General features: G+C 47.5%; 20 protein-coding genes and 4 pseudogenes. 10 read left to right on the top strand and 14 right to left on the bottom strand.

The annotated features are described in order from the left end of the window. Positions 1 to 60: 60 nt before the first annotated feature. The 4 genes and pseudogenes from JCM11969_RS20715 (at position 61) to JCM11969_RS09145 (ending at position 2,651) form a co-directional block, all read left to right on the top strand. A pseudogene (locus tag JCM11969_RS20715) lies at positions 61 to 980 on the top strand (metal ABC transporter solute-binding protein, Zn/Mn family). A 238-nt stretch (positions 981 to 1,218) separates the two neighbouring features. Further along, positions 1,219 to 1,776, top strand: coding sequence for a TIGR01440 family protein (locus tag JCM11969_RS09155; protein ID WP_054710691.1), 558 nt, complete (start codon positions 1,219 to 1,221; stop codon positions 1,774 to 1,776). 315 nt (positions 1,777 to 2,091) lie between these two features. Continuing rightward, positions 2,092 to 2,466: a MarR family winged helix-turn-helix transcriptional regulator gene (locus JCM11969_RS09150; RefSeq protein ID WP_054710689.1), complete on the top strand. Its 375-nt coding sequence runs from the start codon at positions 2,092 to 2,094 to the stop codon at positions 2,464 to 2,466. Beyond that, positions 2,439 to 2,651: a hypothetical protein gene (locus JCM11969_RS09145; protein ID WP_054710687.1), complete on the top strand. Its 213-nt coding sequence runs from the start codon at positions 2,439 to 2,441 to the stop codon at positions 2,649 to 2,651. The genes JCM11969_RS09150 and JCM11969_RS09145 overlap by 28 nt, the downstream gene beginning before the upstream one ends. Before the next feature lie 18 nt (positions 2,652 to 2,669). On the opposite strand, the gene JCM11969_RS19870 is transcribed toward JCM11969_RS09145, so the two are convergent. Beyond that, positions 2,670 to 2,804, bottom strand: coding sequence for a hypothetical protein (locus JCM11969_RS19870; protein ID WP_263850044.1), 135 nt, complete (start codon positions 2,802 to 2,804; stop codon positions 2,670 to 2,672). A gap of 166 nt (positions 2,805 to 2,970) precedes the next feature. On the opposite strand from JCM11969_RS19870, the gene JCM11969_RS09140 reads away from it, so the two are divergent. The 4 genes and pseudogenes from JCM11969_RS09140 to JCM11969_RS09125 all read left to right on the top strand — a co-directional run bounded on the left by JCM11969_RS09140 (position 2,971) and on the right by JCM11969_RS09125 (position 7,548). Beyond that, on the top strand, positions 2,971 to 4,671 hold the full coding sequence (locus JCM11969_RS09140) for an ABC transporter ATP-binding protein (protein ID WP_162231466.1): 1,701 nt from the start codon (positions 2,971 to 2,973) through the stop codon (positions 4,669 to 4,671). 19 nt (positions 4,672 to 4,690) lie between these two features. After that, positions 4,691 to 6,576, top strand: a pseudogene (locus JCM11969_RS09135) (ABC transporter ATP-binding protein). A gap of 13 nt (positions 6,577 to 6,589) precedes the next feature. Then, positions 6,590 to 6,805 carry a hypothetical protein gene (locus JCM11969_RS09130; protein ID WP_054710686.1) on the top strand — a complete coding sequence of 72 codons (216 nt, stop codon included), beginning with the start codon at positions 6,590 to 6,592 and terminating at the stop codon, positions 6,803 to 6,805. A gap of 92 nt (positions 6,806 to 6,897) precedes the next feature. Further along, positions 6,898 to 7,548, top strand: a complete 651-nt coding sequence (locus tag JCM11969_RS09125) for a DUF3450 domain-containing protein (protein ID WP_054710684.1) — start codon at positions 6,898 to 6,900, stop codon at positions 7,546 to 7,548. A 486-nt stretch (positions 7,549 to 8,034) separates the two neighbouring features. Here JCM11969_RS09125 and JCM11969_RS09120 read toward each other — a convergent pair whose 3' ends face one another. From JCM11969_RS09120 to JCM11969_RS09110, 3 genes are all read right to left on the bottom strand, one after another. After that, on the bottom strand, positions 8,035 to 8,622 hold the full coding sequence (locus JCM11969_RS09120) for an EAL domain-containing protein (RefSeq protein WP_054710682.1): 588 nt from the start codon (positions 8,620 to 8,622) through the stop codon (positions 8,035 to 8,037). After that, on the bottom strand, positions 8,619 to 9,881 hold the full coding sequence (locus JCM11969_RS09115) for a GGDEF domain-containing protein (RefSeq protein ID WP_054710680.1): 1,263 nt from the start codon (positions 9,879 to 9,881) through the stop codon (positions 8,619 to 8,621). Before JCM11969_RS09115 ends, JCM11969_RS09120 begins: the two co-directional genes overlap by 4 nt. A 162-nt stretch (positions 9,882 to 10,043) precedes the next feature. Continuing rightward, positions 10,044 to 10,889, bottom strand: a complete 846-nt coding sequence (locus JCM11969_RS09110; protein WP_054710678.1) for a methyltransferase domain-containing protein — start codon at positions 10,887 to 10,889, stop codon at positions 10,044 to 10,046. 106 nt (positions 10,890 to 10,995) lie between these two features. On the opposite strand from JCM11969_RS09110, the gene JCM11969_RS17735 reads away from it, so the two are divergent. Then, positions 10,996 to 11,415: a hypothetical protein gene (locus JCM11969_RS17735; protein ID WP_156319322.1), complete on the top strand. Its 420-nt coding sequence runs from the start codon at positions 10,996 to 10,998 to the stop codon at positions 11,413 to 11,415. A gap of 84 nt (positions 11,416 to 11,499) precedes the next feature. Here JCM11969_RS17735 and JCM11969_RS09105 read toward each other — a convergent pair whose 3' ends face one another. The 8 genes and pseudogenes from JCM11969_RS09105 to JCM11969_RS18975 all read right to left on the bottom strand — a co-directional run bounded on the left by JCM11969_RS09105 (position 11,500) and on the right by JCM11969_RS18975 (position 20,412). Further along, positions 11,500 to 11,940, bottom strand: coding sequence for a hypothetical protein (locus JCM11969_RS09105; RefSeq protein WP_054710676.1), 441 nt, complete (start codon positions 11,938 to 11,940; stop codon positions 11,500 to 11,502). Positions 11,941 to 12,738: 798 nt separating this feature from the next. Next, entirely contained in the window at positions 12,739 to 14,361 is a 1,623-nt protein-coding gene (locus tag JCM11969_RS09100; protein ID WP_054710673.1) for a glycoside hydrolase family 43 protein, read from the bottom strand. 722 nt (positions 14,362 to 15,083) lie between these two features. Next, positions 15,084 to 16,529, bottom strand: a pseudogene (locus JCM11969_RS09095) (MFS transporter). A gap of 344 nt (positions 16,530 to 16,873) precedes the next feature. Beyond that, positions 16,874 to 17,776: an AraC family transcriptional regulator gene (locus tag JCM11969_RS09090; RefSeq protein ID WP_054710671.1), complete on the bottom strand. Its 903-nt coding sequence runs from the start codon at positions 17,774 to 17,776 to the stop codon at positions 16,874 to 16,876. A 327-nt stretch (positions 17,777 to 18,103) separates the two neighbouring features. Next, entirely contained in the window at positions 18,104 to 18,817 is a 714-nt protein-coding gene (budA, locus tag JCM11969_RS09085; protein ID WP_054710669.1) for an acetolactate decarboxylase, read from the bottom strand. Between the two features lie 53 nt (positions 18,818 to 18,870). Next, complete coding sequence (locus JCM11969_RS09080) at positions 18,871 to 19,290, bottom strand: hypothetical protein (RefSeq protein WP_054710667.1); 420 nt, start codon at positions 19,288 to 19,290, stop codon at positions 18,871 to 18,873. Positions 19,291 to 19,465: 175 nt separating this feature from the next. Beyond that, entirely contained in the window at positions 19,466 to 20,158 is a 693-nt protein-coding gene (locus JCM11969_RS09075; protein WP_225353210.1) for a zinc-binding dehydrogenase, read from the bottom strand. Positions 20,159 to 20,193: 35 nt separating this feature from the next. Continuing rightward, positions 20,194 to 20,412 (bottom strand): hypothetical protein, encoded by a 219-nt coding sequence (locus JCM11969_RS18975; protein WP_054710663.1) that lies wholly within the window; start codon positions 20,410 to 20,412, stop codon positions 20,194 to 20,196. A 130-nt stretch (positions 20,413 to 20,542) separates the two neighbouring features. Between JCM11969_RS18975 and JCM11969_RS09065 the strand changes: the two genes are divergently transcribed. Next, positions 20,543 to 21,040 carry a MarR family winged helix-turn-helix transcriptional regulator gene (locus JCM11969_RS09065; protein ID WP_054710661.1) on the top strand — a complete coding sequence of 166 codons (498 nt, stop codon included), beginning with the start codon at positions 20,543 to 20,545 and terminating at the stop codon, positions 21,038 to 21,040. Between the two features lie 196 nt (positions 21,041 to 21,236). Here the strand turns inward: JCM11969_RS09065 and htpX are convergent. Both htpX and JCM11969_RS09055 read right to left on the bottom strand, forming a co-directional pair. After that, a pseudogene (htpX, locus tag JCM11969_RS09060) lies at positions 21,237 to 22,141 on the bottom strand (zinc metalloprotease HtpX). Positions 22,142 to 22,332: 191 nt separating this feature from the next. Further along, a complete protein-coding gene (locus JCM11969_RS09055) occupies positions 22,333 to 22,896 on the bottom strand; it encodes a LemA family protein (RefSeq protein WP_054710659.1) in 564 nt (187 codons plus the stop codon). Between the last annotated feature and the right edge of the window lie 80 nt (positions 22,897 to 22,976).

Raw genomic sequence — 22,976 nt, 5'->3', positions numbered from 1 at the left:
AAAATTCTGTCAGAATATTATTTTGAATCGTAATTATTACTTTTTAACGGAGGCTTAGTTTTGAGAGTTCATCAACATCGAATTTTTCGAGTATTATCTGCTCTATCTATTATTTTGGTAGCAGTCCTACTAACAAGCTGTACTAGTAAAACGGCCTCCAGCATCACAAAACACCCAAGTAAAATCCACGTAGTCACCTCCCTAGACTTCTACGGTGAAACCTCAAAAGCAGTCCTAGGCAACAAAGGTACGGTAAAATCCATCATCAACAAAACCCAGCATGGATCCGCACGAGTATGAAGCGACGACTAAAACAGCAAAAATTGTCAGCGATGCGGACGTCATTATCTACAACGGGTTGGGGTACGATACCTGGATGACCCGCATCGCGACTGACACAACCCACACCACCAAAATCAATGTAGGCCAAACAGTCATGGGCAAGCCAGTCGATACCAATCAGCACATCTGGTACAACCTAAAGACTATGCCGACTTTAGCAAAATACCTCGTCAAAAAGTACAGCAAACTCCAACCCCAAAACAAAGCCTATTTTGAAAAAAAATGCCAAGAACTACATCGCTTCACTCAAACCGCTCCAACAAAAACTCAACCAACTAAAAAAGAACGCAAACGGCGCCGAGGTCGATGTCAGCGAACCAGTCTTTGATTACACTCTAAATGACCTCGGCTATAAAGTAGCTGATACCGGCTACTCGATGGCTGTCGAAAACGATACAGATCCATCGCCTGCCGAAATCAAGGCCATGCAACAAGATATCAAGACACATAAAATCAAATTCTTCGTAGTAAATACGCAGGAAATCAATCAGATCACTAAAAACATGATGACCCTTGCAAAAAAGGATGGCGTTCCAATTCTAAAGGTCACCGAGTCCATGCCTGCCGGTAAAACCTACGAGTCATGGATGATGAGTCAGTTTAAACAGCTAGAAAAGATTCAGAAAGCCGTCAAATAATGACTAACCGGCCACTTTCAACTCAACCAAGGTGGTCGGTTTTATTTTGCACACAGTTACCAATCCGGCAGTACCACTTCAACGGTTAAACCAGTTCACTCCAGTATTGAATCTAACTCACCTTCACCCGCCACATAATTTTTAATCGAATTATCATTTTCCACGCTGAGTTGATTGTAATTTTCCGCTTCTCAATGTATAGTAAGCTTATTGATTATACGTATAAGGAGCGAAGAGAATGGATCTAGAAACAATTAAAAACCAATTAACGCAAGCACTATCCGACTACTTCGACAAGGTGCATTTACCGGAAAACGGCTTATTCGTTCTCGGGTGCAGTACCAGTGAAGTCACTGGCGCTTGGATGGGCCATGCGTCCAGCCAGGATGTGGGTGACGCTATTATTGATACGTTACTTCCTATTTTAGGTGCACATCATGTTGCTCTCGCTGTTCAAGGCTGCCAGCACATCAACCGTGCCCTACTCATGGAGCGCGAAGTTGCTGACCGTCGCGGGTACGAAATCGTCTCCGTCGTGCCTTCCCTGCACGCGGGTGGCGCAGCACAAATTGCTGCCTATCGGACGTTCAAAGATCCCGTTGAAGTCGAGCACATCGTTGCTGACGGTGGCATGGACATTGGCGACACCCAGATTGGGATGCACGTCAAGTTCGTTCAGATTCCGATTCAGACTAGCGTGAAGGAAATCGGCGAGGCCCACACGACCTTTCTAACTTCCCGGCCAAAACTCATTGGTGGCGCGCGTGCGATTTATGAATTTCCGGATGAAATCTAAGAGTGTGGAAGCAGGCGTTTAAGGAGCGGAGCGTAAGGGACTTTTACCGAAAAAACTGGGTTTGTTTTTTTGGTAAAAGCCCCTTACGTAGCAGCTCCTTGCCTGCTGAAACACGTTTCGACAATTAGAAAATAAAAGGCCAGTTTTCAGCCCTAATCCGCTGGAAGCTGGCCTTTTTGCACACTCGTAAAAAAACATTCTGGAAATTAGTTAGGATTTGTTGACACATCCTAACTACCGGACTATAGTAAGTAACGTTTGTTAGGATTTCTTAAATTATCCTAACTATTTATTTCTAAGAAAAGGAGGAGCACCATGTCAACTGAAACCAGTCAGCTCTTCGGGGTGTTCGCGCATTTGTTCCATGAAACGCGCCATATGACAGGCCATATTAAGAAGAGCGACTTGCATAGCCATCGTCATCCAAATCCCGGCCAACTGAGAGTCATCTTTCTATTAGCCAAGAATCCTCAGATGACTAACTCGGAAATTGTCGAGAAGCTGAGTATCAAGCCCAGTTCTGCCAGTGGCTTAGTCAATCGCCTTGTCGAAGGCGGCCTCGTTCAACGTCACGCCTCGCCAAAAGATAAGCGAATCATGCTCATCTCACTGACCGCTCGTGGCAGCGGTTCCTCGATTCTGCTCATGAGTTGCGGGATAAATTGTCTGAAGTCATCTTTGCATCGTTAACCGATGAGGAGCAGGCGCAATTACTGCACTTACTCAAAAAATTATCAGATGATATGGCAGACAAACTACCCACTTGGGAATCGTCAAGGGTGATGCACGACTTCTTTGAACAGCATCAAGAATTCAAGGAAGATCTTGACCACTTCGGCTTCTCCCAAACCAACACGATGCCCACAAAGCAATAAAAAAAAGCAGTCCCCCGACTACTTTTCCTGCTGATAGGTCACGTGATACGACTCGATACCATTTGATTCAAAGGCCGTTTCCAAGATTGCTGCGATTTGATTCATATCAATCGTTTTTGGTAGTTGAATGACAATGTGATTGTTGTCCGCCATTTGATCACCCCGTTTTGTATTACCTTCATTATACGAACATACATTCGGTATTGCAATCTTTTTCCGCAACAATTCTGATTCCACACAATTTTACGATTGTGCACCAGAATTCGCGCAGCCACCATTTCGTTTTGTCACTTAGTCATCATTTGAAAGGAGCGCAAAGATGCTCAAAATTGCCAAAGGACGCATTTCTTACACCGCCGTACTGGGGGCTGTCTTGTTCATGATCGTCCAGGTATTTGCCAACCTTAACCTCCCTAACTTAACGTCAGATATTGTTAACAACGGGGTTGCTAAGGGGGATATCAGTTACATCTGGAAGATCGGTGTCCAAATGGTCGGCTACTCACTGCTGAGTATTGCAGCGGCCATCTGTAACGTCTTCCTCGCCGCCCGGACCTCACAAAAGTTGGGTCAGAATTTACGGACGGATATCTATAGTAAGGTTATTCATTTTACCAACGATGAATACGACCAAATCGAAACGTCATCCCTCATCACCCGGACCACGAACGATGTTGTTCAGATCCAAAACGTGGCCATGATGATGTTGCGGATGATGATCATGGCGCCAATTATGTTGATTGGGGCTAGTTTCCTTGCGTACTCTAAGGACCACCAACTCACCATGATCTTCCTGGTTTCTATTCCATTACTTGCCATTTTTATGGGGATCATGTTGCGGTTCGCTGTGCCAATGTTCCAAGCCATGCAGACCAAGACTGACCGCATCAACCGGGTCTTTCGTGAAGGGTTAACTGGTGTTCGGGTCATCCGGGCATTCCGGCAAGACCAATTCGAACAAGACCGGTTTGAAGACGCCAACGTCGAATACACCAAGAACGCCATTAACGTGAACACCATTATGGCGCTCGCGCTTCCTGTCATGACCTTGATCATGAGTGGGACCAACGTCGCCATTATCTGGTTCGGTGCCAAACTCATTGGTGGTCAAGCCATGCAAGTCGGGAACTTAATTGCGTTCATGACCTATGCCACTCAGATTCTCATGAGCTTCATGATGCTTTCCATGGTGCTGATCTTCATCCCTCGGGCGCAAGCATCCGCCAAGCGGATCCAAGCCGTCTTCAACTTGAAGTCCACCATGACCGTTCCCGACACCCCAGCTGAACTCGATGACAAATCTGCTGACCACTCACTGGCTTTCAACCACGTCACCTACCGTTACCGCAACGCTGAACAGCCGGCTTTGACCGACATCGACTTCAGCGCTACCAGCGGGCAAACGGTGGCCATTATTGGTGGGACTGGTTCTGGGAAAACGACCCTGATCAACCTGATCCCACGGTTCTACGACGTTGAAAAAGGCGACATTGAACTCGACGGCACTAACATCAGTAAGCTCGACACTACCCAGCTCCGTAATGCCGTTTCCCTTGTCCCACAAAAGGCCACTCTATTCACTGGGAGCCTGCGGGATAACATGAAGTACGGGAAACCGGACGCCACCGATGATGAAATCTGGCACGCACTGGACATTGCCCAGGCTCGGGACTTCGTTGAAGAAGATCCAGACGGCCTTGACATGTATGGCGGCAACTTCTCTGGAGGGCAACGGCAACGTTTAGCCATTGCGCGGGCCCTGGTCAAGCAGTCATCCGTTTACGTCTTCGATGACTCCTTCTCCGCCCTGGACTTCAAGACCGATGCCGACTTGCGGGCTGCCTTACGCGCCGACAAGCACATTCAACAATCGATCACGGTCATTGTTGCCCAACGGATCGCCACGGTTGCCGATGCTGACCTGATCCTCGTTATGGATAACGGGAAACTCGTTGGTAAGGGTACCCATGATGAACTCCGGAAGACCAATACCGTTTACCAAGAAATCATTCACAACTGAGAGAGGAGGATGACAAATAATGGCTGATAAAGAGACGCCAAGACCACAACAACAGCGTGGTATGATGGGCGGACACGGTCCCGGCAACCACGGCGGGCTCGTCGAAAAGCCCAAGAATTTCTGGGGCACCACCCGTCGGATTATGAGCTACATGTCAGACCGGCTGGTCGGCCTGTGCTTCGTGTTGGCCTTCGCATCATTAGTGTTATCTTCCAGATCCGAACCCCGAAAATTTTAGGTCAAGCCACGACCGAAATTTTCAAGGGCGTTATGAAGGGCCAGTCTGAACAAAAAGCCGGCTTCTCCATTGCGGGACTGCCAATCAACTACGAGAAGATCGTGCACATCATCCTCATCGTTGGTTTGATGTACGCCGCTTCCGCCATCTTCAGTTTCCTGCAACAGTACATCATGACGCGGATCTCACAACAGACGGTCTACAAACTGCGAAAATTCATGAAACAAAAGATGCGCGTTGTGCCTATCAAGTACTACGACACGCACAGTAACGGGGATATTATGAGCCGGGCTGTCAACGATATGGATAACATCGCCAGCACCCTGCAACAACCCCTGACCCAAGCGGTTACGAGTACCGTGACCTTTATCGGGACCCTTTGGATGATGCTCACCATCAGCTGGAAGTTAACGCTGATCGCGCTGGTCACCATTCCACTGAGCCTGATCATCGTCGGCATCGTTGCTCCGCGGTCACAAAAGTTCTTCGCTGCGCAACAAAAATCCCTTGGGTTATTAAACGACCAAGTGGAAGAAAACTACGCTGGTCAACAAGTTCTCAAGAGCTTTAATAAGGAAGACAACACGATTGAAAGCTTCGAAGTTCAAAATAAGAACTATTACCAAGCTGCATGGAAAGCCCAATTCATTTCCGGCATCATCATGCCATTGATGATCTTCCTGAACAACATCGGCTACGTCTTCGTTGCCGTTATCGGTGGGATCGGCGTTTCCAACGGGTACATTACCTTAGGGAACGTGCAAGCCTTCCTGCAGTATACCAATCAATTCTCACAACCTATCTCACAACTGGCCAACTTGATGAACACCATTCAATCCACCATCGCTTCAGCCGAACGGGTCTTTGAAGTCATGGATGAAGAAGAAATGAAGGACACCAAGGAAAACCGCGACGTTGAAGACACCAGCAACCTCATCGAACTCGAACACGTTCAGTTCGGTTACGAAGATGAGCTGTTGATGACTGACTACAACCTGACTGTTAAGGCGGGACAACAGGTCGCAATTGTTGGGCCGACCGGTGCTGGGAAGACGACCATCATCAACCTGCTGGAACGGTTCTACGACGTTAAGGGCGGTGCCATCCGCTTGAACGGTACTGACACCCGTGACCTCGACCGTGAAGACCTGCGTTCACACTTCGCCATGGTGCTGCAAGACACCTGGCTGTTTACCGGGACCATCTACGATAACATCAAGTATGGCCGCGAAAACGCGACGAAGGACGACATCATGAACGCCGCCAAGGCCGCCCACGTGGACGAATTCGTCCGCAAGCTGCCAGACGGCTACGATACTATTTTGAACGAAGAAGCTTCCAACATTTCACAGGGACAACGTCAACTTGTGACCATTGCGCGGGCGTTTGTTGCGAACCCTGAGATCCTCATTTTGGATGAAGCCACCAGCTCCGTCGACACCCGGACCGAAGTTCAGATCCAGCACGCCATGAGCGAACTGCTGAAGAACCGGACCAGCTTCGTCGTTGCGCACCGGCTATCCACCATTCAAAATGCCGACAACATCATCGTGATGAACCACGGGGCCGTTGTTGAAACCGGGACCCACAACGAATTGCTGGCCCAAAACGGCTTCTACGCAACACTGTACAACTCACAATTCTCTGACAACGTGTCATTCGACTAAAGGAGGCCACAACATGACGAAAAAAGTTGGTGTTTTACTCTCAGCTGTCCTGCTGGGTCTCGCACTCGCCGGCTGCGGCAAGTCTTCTGTTTCCGTACAGGACCACTCCGTTGCCCCAAGTGGGATGGCCGCCGTCATCAAGGGTAAGACCAATCAGGTACTGTTCGCTACACCATCAACGGTGGCAGTACCAAAACAACAAAATCGCAATCTGAAGGCTACTCACTGACCATTCCGGCCAAGCCTTACAAGCAAACAGTCAAGGTCAGCGTTAAGAACGGCAATACTGAAACAGTAACGGTTGCCAAACGCAAGACCATTATGACCTATACCAAATTCCAAACGGCTTACAACCAAACGTTAGCAGGCGAGGCACTCTCCAAGAGTAACCAGACCAAGGCAACGAACCTGCAGGATCAGGCCGCTGCGCTAAAGAAGCAGTCCGCCTCGATTCAAGCACAGGTCAAGACAGCCAAGGCCAAGCTCGCGAAGGGCGACACTTCGGCTACTGCAACTTTGCAAGACCTCGCAACTAAGGGTGAAGCCTTGAAGACGCAAGCCGCCAAGTTAAAGGCCACACAGGCATCACTTGCCCCCGCTTTGAAGAAGGCTCAGGCGAGTGTTAAAAACGATACTTTGCCAGCCACTGCAAAGAACGGTATCCACACCATCAAGACAACCAAGCACTACAAAGTGCGGACCAACGTTTACAACGGCAAGCTCATGGGTGCAACACTCATCGTCCCAATCTCAGCACTGAAGAACGACACGCAAGCCAAGAAGTTTGCGATGACCTTCTCAGTCCTGGCAACCGGGGTTGGCGCCAATGCTAAACATGTGTTGAAGACTTTCTCGAATAATTCAAATAAGAAGAATTCGAGTCAAACAACTACTGAAACCATTCACTCGAATGGCGTCACGTTTAGTTTGGGGTATTCGACCAGTACGCTTTATATTTATGTAACTAAGTAGGATTTAATGTTAAAAGGCGCCACAGCAATGATGCTGCGACGCCTTTTTTATTTTTTGTTTGGTAGTATTGCTCGATGTATCCGAGGTTTAGTTTTGAGGAGGATCTTGCCAATGTTAAGTGATTCAAAGCAGCACTCTAATGTCGCTTCGTTCAACCGTTCGGCCCCGCAGGCTGAGGTGCGGTCGAACGGTTCCACTACGCTTTGATTCTGGCAGTGGTCGTCATAGCTAGTAAGTCTTCAAAAGTGGTATCACGAAACCTCTATATTAATCGTTACTGGTGACTGACATGTCATGAAAAGCATTGCTGTTAATAGCCTTACTAGCAGTCGAGGGCGGATTCTCTGCCAACTGGTTTTAACGCTATTGTGATGCTTAACTAGTGTTAAAAAGGTTCTCAACGTCAGTGGAATGGAGCAATTTGGCACGGATCTATTACCTATCATTGGAAAGACCCTCCAGAAGACATAGCGTTACTTCCACACGCTACCCAATTATCGGCAACTCTGCTGTCTCATAATAATCCCCAATCAACAAATGAATCTTCGCCTGCGATTGCGCCCAGTCAACTTCGCTTTTGGTCTTAATGCCACCGATAATGATCGGGATTGCCCACTCCAATGCCTGGACGTACCAGGCTTGTGCTGACAGTAACGCCTTGGCGCGGTTTGTCATTCCCTCGGTAGCCGGTAATGTATATTTTAAACCGTCAAATGGGTGACTTTCCTGCAGTTGCGCAAAGGCTTGCTTCTCGCATGAGGTCACATCTAAAATGACGTCAATGCCCGCTAAGTGGTACGCATGGACAGCTGCCTGCAACGCACTTTTATCCGGTAGCTGCATCAGCACCAGCGTCAACGTTTCCGGTCCGTCCGATGACCGCATAAACTGCGACAATTTATCAATGACCTTCGCATCTAAAAATCGCGCTTGCGGAATGGGTAACTGGACCAGTTGCAGCACCAAATTCACGACCGCTTCGCGAATCAGCTGAAACAGTCGCTCCACGCTCAGCTCTGTGGCTGGTGCTGGTTCCCACTGGTTCGTTTGATTATCATGATGATACAGCGTCAACTCATTTCGAATCCGTGCCTGATCCGCAGTCTCATCGTCGTAAACGCCTGGACAAAGAACGCGTAGTTATCATTAATACCCGCCTTCAACTTGACCTGGCGTGTCTGACCGTCGACCGTAATCGTGTCGCGGCCATTTCGTTTCGAAACGTAAAGACTGTCATCCGCCCGTTTATACACATCTTCCACCGATTTATCCGCAGTCTGAACCTGCGACACGCCCATCGATATCGTGACCTGAATCGCCTGGTCTTCATAGTGGCAGACCTGTTTGCGGACGGACTGCCAACACTGGGTCACAATTGGTAAAGCCTGCGTCAGATCCGTGTTCGGTAGCGCCAAGGTAAACTCTTCTCCGCCAGTCCGGTAGACCTGATACTGTGCGCTCGCCTGTTTCAAACAGGTTTTAAGGGTCGTTGCCACCTGGATAAGGATTTTATTACCGGCTAAATGCCCGTATTGGTCGTTAACGATTTTAAAATGGTCGACATCCAGTTCCACCATCGTGAACGGTGACTGCCGAACGCGAGCATCTGCGAACATCGTCGCAGCTTCATGCTGGTACAACGAAAAACTCTTTGCGTGCGTCAAGGCATCGAAGCTGGCAATCTTTGCGTAGTGTTGCGTCCGCTGACGATTGGCCCACAAACTATTCCAGAAAACGAACACGCCAGTCGAAATGATGATGTACATCATCATCCCCTGCGTTTCGATTCGTCCTTGAGTGCCCGCCGCTTTAATGGCAGTCGGCGGTAATGTCAACCAAAACAGGCTTGCGTAGATCACACTCATCACCAGGTTGATCAGTAACTTATGCCGCACGCGTTTATGAAACAGGTAAACCACCACGACCCACGCCAGCAGGGCCGCGAAACCAAACGTCCGCACTGCACCCATGACTGGCATGTGATGGGCAAGGCCAATACCAACGACACCAACTGCTCGAATGGCGTACTCAACAAAATTTATCTCTTCATCAGTCAGTGGAAACACGAAAACAAACACTGCCAGACTGTAATACATCAACGAATTCGTTTCCGAAAAATCACCCTGAATATTCAACGCGATCCCGGTCACAAACGTCAGCACGACCAGACCGACTCGCCACAAGAGACGGTGAGCGGCTGAGTCGTTTTCCGTATCGAATGCCCGTCGCGTCATATTCAAATAGACCGTCAAAAAGCCGAACATGAAGAAGGCCGCAATGCCGAGTTCAATGCCCCAAAGCCAATATGGTAACGCACTAAACGTTGCAGTCATCTCGCATCTCCTCACGGTCGTTTGTGTCGATCAATTTAAAGCTAAGTATAACATTACAAAATGATTATAATTCATTTTTTCATCATTTTATATAACTATCGTTGCTTATTTAGTGATAGACAAATTAAAAGCGCCCATCTTCAACAGATTGGGCGCTTTTAGTTACAGATGCACGATACCAACTTCAAAGTCAGCTGTTATGTTAGGTAATCCCTGGTTTAAGATCTCATTTCGTCGTTCTTCACTAGCCTGCCAGGTCAGCGGTGTCATTGCAAAAAGTGCTTTAAACAAGGCTGGCGTCAACTCAAACTGGTACTGGACTGGCACGAAGTCAACCTCACCATATTGAGCAATAAAATGCTGCTTGACTGGTGCATTGTCGTAAGTGGCATGTTCCCCTTCAGGATAAACAAGTTGGCGTAATTCGGTCAAATAATGGCTGTTTGGGATAACCTTGATCAGCACACCACCCGGCTGCAGCACCCGGTCAAACTCCTGATAATTTGCTGGCGACAGAATGTTGACGATACTGCTCAGCGCATTGGTTTCAAACGGCAACTTAGCAAGGTCACCAACCGCAAACAACGGCTGCGGATCACTGACCACGCCGGAACCAGCGATATTGATTGCCGGCTTTGAGATGTCCAACCCAACAAAATCACCTGATGGATAGTGGGAAGCAAGCCATTTAGTTGTTGTCCCTTCCCCACTACCGGCATCCAAAACAAGATCACCCTGCAGATGCTTGACGACCTCACCCAGCATCGGTTCAAAGAAACCGCTGGTAAGCATCTGTTGCCGGTTGCGCAGCATCTCATCCGTATATTCCGTGTTAACGGGGGCGTTCAGAAAGAAAAGTGTCCCCTTCTTGGATAGATCAAAAGTGTGGTCGTTTTGGCAACGCAACGTGCCGTCATCTATTGCTGTAAATGGGGCGTGGCACACAGGACACTCAAACTGGTTCAGGTGTGCTGTGAGAAACTGGCTTGCAAGGGCGATTTTGTTCAAGGTGAGGCCTCCGTTTTGTTCGATAGTCCTATGATACTTGGGTTTTATGGGAATGTAAAATGAATTTTGTGATGCAAAAAGCGCCCTTGGTAGGCGCTTTTTAACGTTGAATCGTTTTTTAGTTTTAGACTTGTTGCTGGGGTGTTTCGGCGATGCGAACTGGTGCGCTATTGTTGAAACTGTTCAGCAAAGAATCATCACCTATGCAATACACACAGAATGCCATAGTTCAGGTGTTCAACTGTTACTGAATACTATTGGTGACGTGGTTTCTCGCCTCTATTGCCGAAACGTGTTCAGCAAGGCAGAGGGCTACTGCGTAAGTCAACTCTGGCAAAAATGCCAAGTTCAGGCATTTCTGCCGGTGTTGTGGGTCTCTGCTCTATTGTCGAAACGTGTTCAGCAAGGCAAGGGGCTGCCATGTAACGGACTCTGGCAAAAATGCCAAACCCAGGCATTTCTGCCGGTTTGTGGGTCTCTGCTCTATTGCCGAAACGTGTTCAGCAAGGCAGAGGCTACTGCGTAAGCCAACTCTGGCAAAAATGCCAAGTTCAGGCATTTCTGCCAGAGTTGGCTTACGCTCCGCCCTCTAACCGCCTTGCTTCACACTCTACCCAAGGAAGTAAGAAGAATACTGCAACGGCAACTTAACTTTCTTCCCATTCAAGAAAACATCAGCATAGTGCGAATTCTTGCTGTACTTCTTCAACAGAACCGTCCGCTTCGTGTTACCAATTTTGATCTTCTTTGTCCGGTAGGTTGGGTTGGTAATCCCCTTATAGCCAATTTCATACCAACCGCCGCTCTTCTTGATCACTTGCAAGTTACTGCCAGAAATCTTGTTGTGGTACGACTTGTCCCCCACATCGATTGACCTTGACGTAAATTTGATAAATGACGGGTCCTTAATTGATGGCAACGTCATGTACCAGCTGTGCCGTAAACTTGATGGCACCTTCGTTGCAGCCTGTGCCGGCTTGGCAGCTGCAAAAATCCCCACCATCAGTGCCAAAGAGAGTGCTGCGAGCACGATTCCCTTAATTTTTTTCATTGTGACTCCTCCAATAAAACTTCCAGCTTTTTACGTCGTCAGTGTTTGGACCAGGCGTATCCCCATTTAGAAGTTAATCCGTATCACGTGTGCATTTACATTTAGCATAACATAGCCTTTACCCGGTTTGAATATCCCATAAGGTCAATTTATCGCCTGTTATATCAAAGTTCTGACCTGATTAAGAGCGTTTTTTTGAGTTACCTAGCGCCATATTTCCACCTAGACTGCAAATTGCAATGAATCGTTGCTATCTTCAGTCCTTGTAGCTGTTACGTCTTATAGCTAAGGTCAGCCGCAACTGATAAAATCGCAACATATTTTATAAATTGTTGTGAATTTTTTTAGTAACGAAATGTTGACCACAAAAATGGCGAATTCCACTACACCAACCGAAGTATTCTGACCGCTTGCAAGATTGTAAGAAGCATTGCTAACAGTGAGTTACTAGCAGTCGAGGGCGGATAATCTACAAACTAGGTTTAACTAACAATTTCATGCTTAACGAACAAATACGAGAACGCTTATGTGAGTGGAATGGAGCGATTTGGTGCGGAGCAGTGGTGTCGATGTCACTTGATGGCCATCCTTTGGCCATTTAGTGACATGCGAGACGAATGAGATCCACTCGAGAGCCACGCAGTGGAAATCGAGTTAGCTCATTCGCGAGCCACCACAGCGGAGCACCAAATCGCGCAATGCAACGGACTATACGAGCAAATATCATTTCAAAAAAAAAGCACCGGAATTTAATCCAAGTGCGTTTCAGAGAAATCAAGCACATCCACTAACAGCGAGTTAGTCGAGTTCTTTGTAGTCGAAGTAGTCGAATTCAGCAGGTTGTTTGTAACCACTGTAATCAACGGCTGCTAGGCCAACAAAGGCACCGGTGAAGAAGCCACCGTATTCTTGAAGAATGTAGTCATCTGACAAGTGAGCAGCATCCAATTCAACTGGAATTTCGTGCCACGTCTCACCGTCAAATGAGTATTCGTAAGTGTAAGACTGCGTCCGGGCCTTGACCTTGAACCAAACATATTCCGTACCCTCCGGAATCTGAATGGCGTCGTCCTTGAGGTATGAGGTGTAGTTGTTCCGATCGTTTTCGGCAACTTCGATCACATGCCCCTTCTTTTCGTCCCAGGTAATGAAGACGAATGACCAGTTTTTATCGTTATAGAAGTTGGTTAAACCAGCCATTTGCTGATATGTGTATGGGTCAAACTTCACTTTGGTTTCAGCATCAAAGTTGAAGGCCTGCCATCTTCTGGCAATCATGGAAACGTCGAATTCGCTTGCGAGTGACCGTTGGCCGATCAGGGTCAACTTGCCATCGCCGAATGAGCCCATCTTGTCGTCAAATGGAATCCGAAGCGTGTTCCATTCGCCGTTTAATTCAGGGGTATCGAATTCGTCGTGTTGGTCACCGTTAGCAGGGGCATCCGTCAAGATAGCATCCTTTGGTGCGTCCACTTCCATTTGACCACCGTGACCGCCGACAACCCGTGGCCAGCCTTCGTCATCCCATTCAACCTTTTGGATCGAGGTTTCACGCCCCAGGGTGCACCAGCCGCGAGGGTCAGTGAAGGATTCGTTTTCGTGGTGCCATGGACGGCCACACAGTGAAGCATAGTACCATTCGTCGCCGCTTGGCGTGTTGACTAAAGCACCGTGACCTTGCTTTTGAATGCCCAGCCGTGGCGTATCAAAGTTGGTGATGAATGGGCCATCTGGTTCAGATTCAAAGGACAACGCATCAAGTGTCTTAGAACGGGCAACGACTTCTTCGTGGGTGTAAACGGTCCCGCCTTGAGCAGCAAACAGGTAGTAGTACCCCTTGATTTTGTACAGATGAGGACCTTCAACCAATTTGACATCAGTCCCAGTGTAAATGGTCTTGGCGGTATGCGGCTTCAACTGCATGGTGTCGGTGTCAAACTCAGTCAACGTAATGCCATCAAATGGATGGTGGTATTCACGGTGATCCCAGGTCTGTTGGACCAGATACTTACGACCATCATCGTCGTGGAACAGTGAGGCATCAAAACCAACACCGTTAACGGCAATTGGGTCGCTCCATGGGCCGCGAATATCATCAGCTGTTGTCAGGTAGTTGGTCATATCCTTGAAGGCGCCTTCAGTAATCTTGACGTCGGTGTAGATCAACCAGAATTTGCCATCAGCGTAGGTCAGATCTGGTGCCCAGATCCCACCTGATGAAGGGTTCCCCTTCATATCAAGCAACGTGGTTGTTGATAATGGTGATGGTAACAGGTTCCAGTGCACCAAGTCCTTAGACTCGTGCAGCCGAACACCAGGGAACCATTCAAAGGTTGAGTTGGCAATGTAATAGGTATCACCAACGCGAATCATACTTGGATCAGCGTTAAAACCATGCAATACAGGGTTTTGAATCTTCATGATAATTCCTCCTACAGACTTATTTACATATTTTTGATATTGGTGTTACTTTCGCTGCGTTCCATCGGTTGGCCCTGCAGGCTGGAGTGGGGTCGCTCCGGAGCTAGTGACTTTCTTTCAGAAAGTCACGGATCTCCTACGACTCCCGTGTTAGTAACCGGACAAAGAACGCCCGCTAACTAACACCGACACTCCTGCCTGCAATGCCAACCGATTCCACTCCGCTGATACGTGCGGTTGAAAATGAATTATCTTAATCTTCATCAATCATTGGTGATGACTGACTCATAATGCAACCTCAAACACTATCCAGCCACCGACAACATTGCGGGGTTACTACCGAATACGATTAAACGCAGTCGAGGGCGGATAATCTGCGAACCAGGGTTAACTGACAATCGCATGCTTAACGAACCTATGCGAGAACGACTATGTGAGTGGAATGGAGTGATTTGGTGCGGAGCAGTGGCATGCGAGACGAATGAGATCCACTCGAGAGCCACGCAGTGGAAATCGAGTCAGCTCATTCGCGAGCCACCACTGCGGAGCACCAAATCACGCAATGCAACGGACTAAACTTTCTAGGCAACATAGCTGAAACGCGTTCCGGAAAACTGAGGGCTGCTGCCTAAGCAACTCTGACAAAAATACCAAACCCGGGCATTTCTGTCAGAGTTACTTAGCTCCGCCCTCAAACCGTTTTCCTCCACACTCTAGCAACTTTAAGCGTTCTTCTTATCAGCAACGATGGCTTTGTTGATCTCGTCAACGCGGGCATCAGTCAGTGGGTAACGGCTCATGATGATGATTGGCAGCCATACCATTGACCACTGGATACCCATTAAAGCAGCGTGTGGTTGGGTAGCGGCAGCACCGTTAAACTTGAAGTAGGCGTTGATGTAACCTGGAATGATCCCACCAAGTGCAAGCCCGATCTTGAAGAACAGACCCATGATGGCGTTGATGATCCCAGCAACCCGCTTCTTTGACTTGTATTCGCCGTAAGAAACGACTTCTGGCACCATTGACCACATGTACAGTAGCGGCAGTTAAGCCCCATTGTTGTAAGAAACGACCAATGTAACCAAGGGTAGTTTGGTTCTTGAATTGTGGTAATGACCATGCCCAGATGATTAACGTCCCGATAATGAACAGAACCAAGAAGAGGTAGAAGAAGCCCTTCTTCCCGATCTTTTTACGAACGATTGGCCATAAGAAGACTAAGAAGATACCAGGAATTGACCCGATCAAGTTAATTGAAGCCATCCATTCTGGGTGACAATGTTGTATTGGGTGTAGAAAGGCCATACAGTGTTCCCAAAGAACATGAAGGTAAAGCCGACCAGGAAGAACAGACCCAAAACTTGAAGTGGTTTGTTGTTCTTTAATTCAGTCCAAAGATCAGAGTACTTAACGGAGTCTGTTTCTTGTTCCGTAGGGAGAACCCGTTCCTTAACACCAAAGTAAGTGAACAGCAACATGCAGAATCCAATGACCATGTAGATCGACATAACGAGGAAGTAAGCACCGCCAGCGTGTGGTGAGCTGTAGTTCCCAAGGTGAAGCTTGATACCAAACAACCCAATGTCTTTCAATTGCTTGTCTGGTGAAGCTATTTGAACGAATAATGGCAGGAATGTGTAAACCAATAAGTTACCAATGTTGGCTTCAGTCATCCGGACAGTCGACAAGGTTGAAACTTCTTGGTTGTCACGGGTAAGAGAAGCGTTCAAGGCACCGTATGGGATGTTAACCAATGAGTAGACCATGGCGGTTAACATGTAAGCAACGAACGCGTAAATGACGTTGCCACGAACGGCTTGAATTGGCAGGAATAAAAGCGCTGATAAAATGGTTAATGGCACACCGAACTTCAACAGGAATGGCCGGTATTTCCCAATCTTTGTCACAGCAGAACGGTCAACGTAAGCACCGACCCACGGATCCCAGAAAACGTTGATCCAACGAACAACTAAGAAAACTGTGGCACCGGCTGCGGCGGAAATCCCGTAAACAGTGGTGAGGTAGAACAGTAACATGGAACCGATCGTCCCGAAAATCAGGTTTTGCGCGAAGTCACCAGCCCCGTACGCGATCCGCTCGCGCCAGGAGAGCTTAGCAAATTCATTGTTTTGTGTAGATGAATCTTGGCCTGCATTAGAAGCCATGATGATTCCCCCAATCTATGAGTTAAAACAAGTTTTGGTTACGGACAACAAGGTAGAAATTTGAGTGATTGTCATCGTGCAGTTCATCACGAAATTGTGAATGTGAGTTGGTTTAAAATAAGTGCTACTTAGTTTTTCGAATGAACTAACTGATTACGAGACCAATTGTATCCGGTTTCATTTTGTGGGGCTATCTTCAAATATGCCTATTTTTAGTTAAATTGTGACCAAAAACCTGTAAAAAAAGCGCCTAATCAGATCAGCAATTGATTAGGGCACAACTCATATTTTATACAATTTCCGGCAGAACCTTATACATCGTGTTGCACAGCCATGACCGGCAACTACTCGAAATAACCGCTCTCCTTCACGTTGCGAACCTTCCGCTTGGTAACGATTTGGCGCTGATACTTACTTGGCGTGACGCCCGACCATTTCTTGAACTGTTTACTAAAGTTGGAGATGCTGCTGGCGCCCATCATATAGGAGATCTCTTCAATCGAATACTCCGGCGACCCCAGTAACAGTTTAGCTTTTCGGTACTTTTGTTCCTCAATGAAATGCAGCGGTGTGATGCCGTATACCTTCTTAAACGTCCGGTGACCGTAGCCTGTACTGATACCTAATTTCTGACAAATATCGCCAAACGAGAAAATCGGCACCTCTTCTTTATCAATGTAATCTTCGATAAGCGTTGCCATTTCACGGCTGACCTTGGCTTCTCGTTCGGAATACTTGGCGTTTTTGGGTTTATATGCATTAATGTTCTCCATTAACCCATACAGAAAATTCAGCAGTTCAATCTGAATTTTGATGTTGGTTTGTTCCTTATCTAACCCTGGGTCGTCACTGTAAGCCACCATTTGTTCAGCCGACTTCATCGCCAGTTTGGCAATCGGTGCATCCGCCGGAATGACCGCGTTCGCAATTGTGCTGATGATCTCCGACTTCAAGGTCAGACTTTCGATATTAAAGTGAAAGGTGATGTATGTCATTGACTCGGTCTTGCTGGCGTTCCAATTCGTGTGCAATGTCCCTGGCGAAATGATCAACACGCTCCCCGGACCATAGGTGAACGTTGAGGCGTCCTTGATCTCCGTTGTCTGCTGTCCATCCACGATACACATGAGTTCGAAGGCCTGGTGCTTTTGCTCAAAAAAGCTCCACTCGCCGGGTACTGTCCGCATGTGACCGCCAAACATGTATAGACTTGAATCCACCACCGGTAATGAGACGAACTTTTTCATGACCAGTCCTCCCTAACAGCATAATTTATTCATATCATATGCATAATGGGACGAATAGTCAAATACTGAAGCTCACGTTATTTATCGATAAGTGTTGCAAAGGTGATTGGATTTTGTCAATTTATGACTGAATGTTGAAATCCGTCTCGTTTATTTTCTATCGTTTGCACTAGTATGACTGAGAGCCGTCTATCAATTAATTGATCATTGTTTCACAAAAAGGACGAAAAAAGAGCGACACCCTGTCGCAATTTCTTGTCCTCATAAGTTTTCAATTCTATTTTCAATTTGGTAATCAATGCGCGGTACTGCGCGAATGCAATCAAGTCAGTGCTCAGCATGGGCAATGGCATCATGGATGGCATCATCTGAAAAATCGTGGTTCATGTAGTCAGCATTTTTCACCGGCAAATGTTGTTCTAACGTCGCAAACTGCTGCACATCGATGTTGCCCGTCTTCAGGTTAGCGTTTAACACATGGCCACCAAAATCGTGGTCAACGGATAGGAAGTGATGGTGAAACCCACCAACCGCCGCCCCGTCAAACAATTCTGGTGCGTAATAGCTCAGCATTGTTCCGCGGACCTCGTCCTGGTGAAAGATACTTTGCTGGTCCGCTGTCGCAGCCAACGTCTTGTATGGTTTTTGCGATTTTGCGACAGCTCTAGTTGTGACATCACTAAATTCGCCACGTGTTAAGACGGCAAAGAAGGTGTTTGCCCACCGCGTTTTATTGCGCACTAACCGTTCTAGATCTGGCTGCGTCAGGATCTCTTTAACTGTGGCCAGTGGCTTAAAATCTGCCGTGTGAACTGACGCAAACGGTGTCGTGAAGTCGGGTCCAATCTGGTTCACCTTGCCAAAACTGTCGACTTGGTACGCGATGCCGTCTAAAATAATCAGTTCGCCATCCAGGCCTTCCCCGGTGCCAATACCGGTATCACCGTGGGTCAGAAGTTCTTTCATCGTCATGGTACCGGCTAATAACCCGGGTACCATTAGCGCAAGCGTGCCGTGTTGATAGAGTGTACTTGTTGTCATTTGTCGTTCCTTTCAAAAAACGGACTCGCAACTGGCGCGTCCGTTTGTCATCATTAATTTACTTTTCGTCTGTCCTGAACATTTCGGTTCCCTTGATTGCGTTGCTGACCATTATAAATCAGTCCCCAGATACCAGGAATCAGGTAGAGCCAGCCGCCGAGGACGCCGGTAACAATCAAAATGATTGGCCACGTATCGGCGTTGTGATCATGCAGGTGCCAAATCCCAAACAGGGCGAGAATCTGCAAACCAACGCGCCAGATCAGCCAAATACTGCCCAGTCCAATCAGCCAGCGGCCTGATGACATCATGTTGCTGCCACCCATCATGCCGCTGCCCATCATACTGTAATGGCCAAATAGTGACCCGGTCATGCTGGTAACGCCAACACTACCGATGATCACCAACGTTTCCAACCCCCAAATAACCCAACCGACGATCTGTACGGGACTTTGCGGATGCTTAGTAGACATGAATAAGACCCCCAAACTTCAGAATGGCCTGTCTAAACAATTGGCAGGTGTTACTTTCATTATAGCACGCTTAATCCCTGAATTAAGCGTTCAGAATTCCCGTTAAGCAAACCAAAAACGGTTTTCAATACTTAGCCGTTATTGCCAAGGATTAAAAACCGTCATTAAAGTGACATTATGGTTTGAAGACCACGCGCGCTGTCGTCTGCGTTGGCCAATTTTCGTGAACGGTGCTCAGGGGGTAAGCCGTGGTAGCAACTGCTAACGTCCCATCCTCGATCAGCGCCAATAGCCCTGGCATATTGCCTAAAAAGTCACGTCGGCTAATGGAACCAAGGCCACTACCGATCAATGTCAGGTTCGTACTCCGAAGGGCGGCAGCGGGTAGTGCAACTGTCTGCCCAGCAATCGAGCCAATTTCGATCCAGGTCAATGGTTGCGAACGATTTTCTCGTTGCTGTAGCATCGGGACCATGAACTGTGCCGTCGCGTCGCCCCAGAGGTAGTCGAGCACAACATCAACGTTTGCAAGGGTTGGAAGAGCCTGTTTCAATGCGGTTTCATCACCCATGTTCACAACCTCAGCGCCTAATCTTTGAGCGTCAGCTAACCGTTCTGGATTTCGGCCAACACCAATCACCTTAGCAGCACCGAAGTGTTTTGCGATAGTGACGGCCAACCTCCCGACATTGCCAGTCACGCCCAAAATCAAAACAGTTTTGTCCTTGATGTTTTCGGCGCCTAATCGTGCCTCAATGGCCATATAAGACGACATTGCTGGATTCACCGTTGCGGCAACGACTTCAGGCGCAACGTCTCCGGTCAATGGTAAAACTAAATGAGAATTGACAACGGTGCGTTCTGCCAAAGCACCATACACTGGTTTATTAGCATTAAAGTAGACTAACTGCCATCGTCAGTTGTGCCCACGCCATCGACTCCGGGAATCATCGGAAGCTGGTGGTCGCTGCTATAGTGACTTCCGTCGGCTTGCGAACGGACAAGTCGGTTCACACTGGCTGCTAAAACGGTGATGCCAGTCTCTCCTGCTTCAATTGTTGGATCAGTAAAATCTGTGTATTGTGGTGCCTGGTTAAAATCTGTTACAACTGCTGCTTTCATATTAAAACTTCCTTTTCTATTGAATTCGATTTAAGATTGCGTTTTGATTACTAGTAATTTAAAATAAGAATAACATCTATTACCGGTAATGTAAATAGATTACTAGTAATATATTTTAAGGAGTTTTAATATGGCAACTAATCAAGACACGCTCAATCAGCTTCGTGAAGCCATTGATAGCGTTTATCAACAACGTGATCTTTTTCAAAATTCATTGACAGACGACGTTATTTCAAGTCAGCAACTCAGCGAGTCGCAACTTGATAAGATCACAAAAATGAAATTAAACCACTCAAAAGTCGAGATTTTAAGTCTCGTCAACGATGCTGGCGAACTGTCTAATAAGGCGTTAACTGCACAAGTTTCTTTTTCTCAAGGCATGGTTTCCCGGTACGTTAAGCAACTTATTAAGGCTGACCTTTTAGTTAAAGTGGCACTGCCAGATAACAATAAGGCTTATGATTTGCGGGTGACTGATGCCGGTCGAGTGCTTGCCAAACAGCACGATGCCATGCACATTAAAATGGATACAGCTTATAGCGCTGCGCTGTCACAGTTTTCGGAGAAAAGGATTGCTAAGACGATTGAGGTTTTGCAGGCTTTGGCTGAGACGCATTTGGAGCGGTGATGGTCTATAGATGACAAAAAAGACTGGGAATTTTCTTCTCGGTCTTTTTTTGGAACTGGTTTTCTAGTTTATATTGCCGAAACGCGTTCCGGGAGGCAAGGGGCTACTGTGTAAATCACTCTGACAAAAATCCCAAGTTCGGGGATTTCTGTCAGAGTGACTTACACTCCGCCCCTTAACCGCCTCCCTCCACGCTCTACATCTTTTCCAACCTCTCAATCCTCTCCTCCATCGGCGGATGAGTATCAAAGAGGTGCGTCATCGAGCGCTTCTTTTTAAACGGATCTGAAATATACATGGCCGCACTACTTGGGTCGGCCTTTTTCATTGGCTTGCTATCTGAAATCTTTTCCAACGCTGAGATCAGGCCCTGCGGATTTCTGGTCAGTTCGACACTTCCCGCATCCGCGAGGTACTCCCGATTTCGCGACAGCGCCATCTGCGCAATGGTTGCCGCTACTGGTCCGAGAATCAGTAACAAAATGGAAATGACCATCATGATCAATTGCACATAACCGTTGCCTTCACTATCCTTACCGCCACGCCGTCGATCGCCGCCACCCCACCAGAACCAGTGGGAGGCAAAGTTCACGAGCAGCCCGATAGCAGCTGATAGTGCCAGTGCAATGGTCTGCAGACGAATATCATAGTTGCGCACGTGGTCATTTCATGGCCCATCACCCCTTCAAGTTCTTCCCGATTCAATCGGTCAAGAATCCCTGAAGTGGCCGCAACAGCCGCGTGCTTCGGATCATTTCCGGTCGCAAACGCGTTGGGACTTGGATCATCAATGATAAAAACCCGGGGCATCGGCACTCGGGCAACCAAGGCCATGTCTTCAACCACGTGCCAGAGTTCAGGTGCATCTTCCGCACGCTTGATTTCTCGTGCATGGTTCATGGACATCACCACGCTGGTCGAATTGCCGATCATGATGGCGCAATACACCGCGGCAACCACGACGGCAATCACCATCCCGATCACACCGTTGTTGTAAAAGACGTACCCTAGGGCATAGCCGATAGCAATCAGTAACAGCACAAAGCCAATGAGAACGTAAATCGTGCGCCGTTTGTTCCGCGCAATTTGTTCGAATAGCATGGCTGGTTCTCCCTTTTTTCTTTTGGTGGTTTATTTGTAGGTTTGAAGCTGCTTGTTCTAGGCCTCATAGCTGAAACGTGTTCCACAAGGCATGGGGCTAACGTGTAACGGACTCTGACCAAAAAGTCAGGCCCGGACTTTTCGGTCAGAGTCCGTTACACGTTAGCCCCTAAACCGCCTTGTTCCACACTCTATTTGTCAAACGAAACCTTCGGCGCTTCCTTCTCTTCTTCTGGAACCTGCAGGTATTCTGAAATTGTAAAGTGGTGGATGCCTGCCACAATGTTGCTTGGGAAGGATTGGATCTTCAAGTTGAAGCTGGCCACGCTTGAGTTATACAGTTGCCGTGAATAAGCAATCTTATTTTCCGTGTTGGTCAGTTCTTCCATCAACTTGGTATATTCATCGTTTGCTTTCAAGTCTGGATAGGCTTCAGCAACCGCGAAAATACTCTTCAATGAACTGGACAGTTGGTCAGAAACGTCCATCATTTTTTGGTGGTCGTCCGCTGGCATGTTGATCAATTGATTCCGCAGACCAACAACCTTTTCCAGGGTGCTTTGTTCGTAATGACTGTACCCCTTTACCGTTTCGATCAGGTTTGGAATCAAGTCATTCCGTCGTTTCAATTGAACATCGATCTGGCTCCATGATTCTTGAACGTAAGTCCGGCCCTTGATCAAGCCGTTATAGGCTGACACGTATAAAATAGCCAGCAGTACAATGACAACAATTGCAATTATCCATGCGATCATTTCGTATTCCCCCACTTAATTTGGATTTGATACTTCTATTTTAACAGGTATTGCAGGCGTTTTCGGTTAAGAATCCGTTA

The sequence above is a fragment of the Secundilactobacillus paracollinoides DSM 15502 = JCM 11969 genome (assembly GCF_001311135.1).
GTDB classification, from domain to species: Bacteria; Bacillota; Bacilli; order Lactobacillales; family Lactobacillaceae; genus Secundilactobacillus; species Secundilactobacillus paracollinoides.
The sequence above is the reverse complement of the archived record's forward strand: the minus strand, read 5'-3'. Positions and strand labels throughout refer to the sequence as shown.

Coding starts and splice junctions, on each gene's coding strand:
- budA (WP_054710669.1), bottom strand. CDS start 18,817: ATGACAACAAGTACACTCTATCAACACGGCACGCTTGCGCTAATGGTA.
- JCM11969_RS09065 (WP_054710661.1), top strand. CDS start 20,543: ATGGCAACTAATCAAGACACGCTCAATCAGCTTCGTGAAGCCATTGAT.
- JCM11969_RS09100 (WP_054710673.1), bottom strand. CDS start 14,361: ATGAAGATTCAAAACCCTGTATTGCATGGTTTTAACGCTGATCCAAGT.
- JCM11969_RS18975 (WP_054710663.1), bottom strand. CDS start 20,412: ATGAAAGCAGCAGTTGTAACAGATTTTAACCAGGCACCACAATACACA.
- JCM11969_RS09130 (WP_054710686.1), top strand. CDS start 6,590: ATGACGAAAAAAGTTGGTGTTTTACTCTCAGCTGTCCTGCTGGGTCTC.
- JCM11969_RS19870 (WP_263850044.1), bottom strand. CDS start 2,804: ATGGCGGACAACAATCACATTGTCATTCAACTACCAAAAACGATTGAT.
- JCM11969_RS09125 (WP_054710684.1), top strand. CDS start 6,898: ATGACCTATACCAAATTCCAAACGGCTTACAACCAAACGTTAGCAGGC.
- JCM11969_RS09055 (WP_054710659.1), bottom strand. CDS start 22,896: ATGATCGCATGGATAATTGCAATTGTTGTCATTGTACTGCTGGCTATT.
- JCM11969_RS09150 (WP_054710689.1), top strand. CDS start 2,092: ATGTCAACTGAAACCAGTCAGCTCTTCGGGGTGTTCGCGCATTTGTTC.
- JCM11969_RS09140 (WP_162231466.1), top strand. CDS start 2,971: ATGCTCAAAATTGCCAAAGGACGCATTTCTTACACCGCCGTACTGGGG.
- JCM11969_RS09115 (WP_054710680.1), bottom strand. CDS start 9,881: ATGACTGCAACGTTTAGTGCGTTACCATATTGGCTTTGGGGCATTGAA.
- JCM11969_RS09080 (WP_054710667.1), bottom strand. CDS start 19,290: ATGTCTACTAAGCATCCGCAAAGTCCCGTACAGATCGTCGGTTGGGTT.
- JCM11969_RS09090 (WP_054710671.1), bottom strand. CDS start 17,776: ATGAAAAAGTTCGTCTCATTACCGGTGGTGGATTCAAGTCTATACATG.
- JCM11969_RS09155 (WP_054710691.1), top strand. CDS start 1,219: ATGGATCTAGAAACAATTAAAAACCAATTAACGCAAGCACTATCCGAC.
- JCM11969_RS09105 (WP_054710676.1), bottom strand. CDS start 11,940: ATGAAAAAAATTAAGGGAATCGTGCTCGCAGCACTCTCTTTGGCACTG.